The organism is Flavobacteriales bacterium (assembly GCA_013214975.1).
GTDB lineage: Bacteria > Bacteroidota > Bacteroidia > DT-38 > DT-38 > DT-38.
In genome coordinates, this window is the sequence record JABSPR010000298.1 from 1 (window position 1) to 2,401 (window position 2,401).

1 protein-coding gene is annotated in these 2,401 nt (G+C 36.0%); it reads right to left on the reverse strand.

The features are described 5' to 3' along the window. Positions 1 to 185: 185 nt before the first annotated feature. A partial coding sequence (locus tag HRT72_09430) for a T9SS type A sorting domain-containing protein (GenBank protein ID NQY67926.1) occupies positions 186 to 2,401 on the reverse strand: 2,216 nt, incomplete at its 5' end.

Here is a 2,401-nt window from a genome sequence, read left to right on the forward strand (position 1 = left end):
ATATTGAGACTTGGTACAACAAAAATAGAAGACACTCCCATTTAGGAGGATTAACAATAAATGAATTTGAAAAATTTAATCAACTAAAACATGTGGCTTAATGGCTGTTTAAATCTGTCCGAAAAATGGTAGGAAGTCCAGTTTTACATTATCTCCATAATATGGGATGATAGCCATTGACTAAATTATTCTATTATCATTTTTTTAATCTCTGAACCGTTTATAGAATGGGTTTTCAGAAAGTAAACTCCGGGCTTAGCTTCTTTTAGAGTTATGTCTGTTGAATTAGAGATAATTGTTTTTCTATATATAATTCTCCCTGTGACATCCGAAATATCGAGTTCTGTTTTTTTAATTATTCCTGGAATATAAAGGTTAAAGGATCCATCGTTTGGGTTAGGATAGATTGTATTTTCTATGATTGTTTCATTTTTATCTCTGTCTGTAAGATTAAAAAGAATGTCAAACCGGACTAGGTCGATTTCTTCAGATAAAAGAAAATTAAAGGAAGATAAGTTTTGCATTTCATAGATACTACCAGTCTCATTATCTCGCAAGAACACATGAGTATCATCGTCGAAATTTTTAATGTACTCCACAGTAATTATATGATCGCTAGCAATACTACTAGATGCCTTTAATGGGATAACTAAGTTTTTTAATGAATCTGTTACCTGATTAAATGTAAGGTCGTGTCCTTCTGCTGATATTGTTGCAATGATAGGGGCTTCTTCTTCATAGGATTCTAAACGTAGTCCATCAAAGCGATCACCAATATTGTGCGAAGAACCAATTTTGAAAAAGATTAATGTTTCATCTCGATAATTATTTATCGAACTGGATAGGGATAATTTAATCGATGGGGTTGAATCATTTGATTGTGATTTAATGAAAGCTTTATTACTCAACGATTTTGTAGACTCTCTAATTGTTAGGGAGGGAGGTGAGGCTGTGGCATGAATCCAGAATGCTTGAGACGAGGGTATAATGCTGTCGATTCCGTTTGATCCATCACTAGCACCACTTATGTAGGAGCCAAAAGTACCGAACTCAGGATTGTAAATCCAATATTGATCTTTTATATTGCTCCTATCTGTATTGGAAATTTTGTTCCAGTTGATAGCACATGGATATGGATTTCCTATGTAATTCCAGCCATCCTGATCAGGGTCTACAGGCGACGAATTAGCAGTAAATGTAATATCTGGTGTCGAAGTGTTATTAAAGGCAATGGTACCGCTATTTACTGGGCCAGTTACATCTATTGTGTAATTTGCAAGTGCTAGATATACACTATTACCTTTCATAGTAGTAATATCCGAAGAGCTAGTTGGAGATACCCAACCACCATCCGAATTTCCTCCATCAATAGATTCATCGTAATTGTATATAGATATAAAGCCAGCTGCAACTCCTGTTGCACCAGGATATCCAGCAGTTATAAAGTCGTCTTGCCAATCTGATAGGGTTGAGTTTTGAACGGGAGAAGTTATGTCTCTCCATTTGCTATTAGGTAAATCTAAATATCGTTCTACTGTTACAGATCCCGTAATGCCGCCATTTGTAATTTCAGCCAACGAAGCTGTTCCGTTTATATCTGATGATAGTGTGAGAAGATTTCCAGTAGTGAACAATCCGTCACTGAGCGTTAGAATACCTGCAACGCTTATGCTCCCATTCTGGATTATTGCTCCTTCACCTGTATTATTTAATGTAAGGTCATTAAAGTTGGTTACTCCTTGTATCTTTTGAAGATCGGTTCCGGCTAGGTAAATGATTCCAGTTTGAGATGAGAAGGTGCCATTGTTTGTCCAGTCGCCACTAATTTTTATAGTGTCGGAAGCGCCGTTAGTAATAAGAGTACTAGAAGAATCTATTGCTAAATCGTGAAAGGATTCAGTGCCAGTATGGGTAATGGTTTGTTGGTTTTCTCCATCAAAAGTTACAAGTCCATTTTGTTCAACAAAAGGATCAATATCTGTACTAGAAATATTCCAGTTGCCTGCAATATTAACGCTATGATTATTGGATGTTACATCCAATTGAGCCGTTCCTGAAATAGTTAGATCTCCTTCGATAACTAAATTTCCCATTATATTTTTGTCCCCGCCATTAGTAAAATATACATCTTGATATGTTATACTAGTTACAATGTTTTGCGACTCATTATTAGCATCAAATTTGATTAGCGAACCACTTGCTAAGGAATAGGGTCCCAAAAGTTGAGGTATATTAGCTATTGTACTTTCTGTAGCTATTCTTAACTCTGTTTCTGCCATCATGGTTAACCCGGTTCCTGTAAGTTGATTGGCTTCACCGTTAAAATCTAAAGTGCCTTTCGTAATTGTGATTAGATTCGTAACATCTACATGGCCAGCAAATATTACCCGAGAGTCAGTTC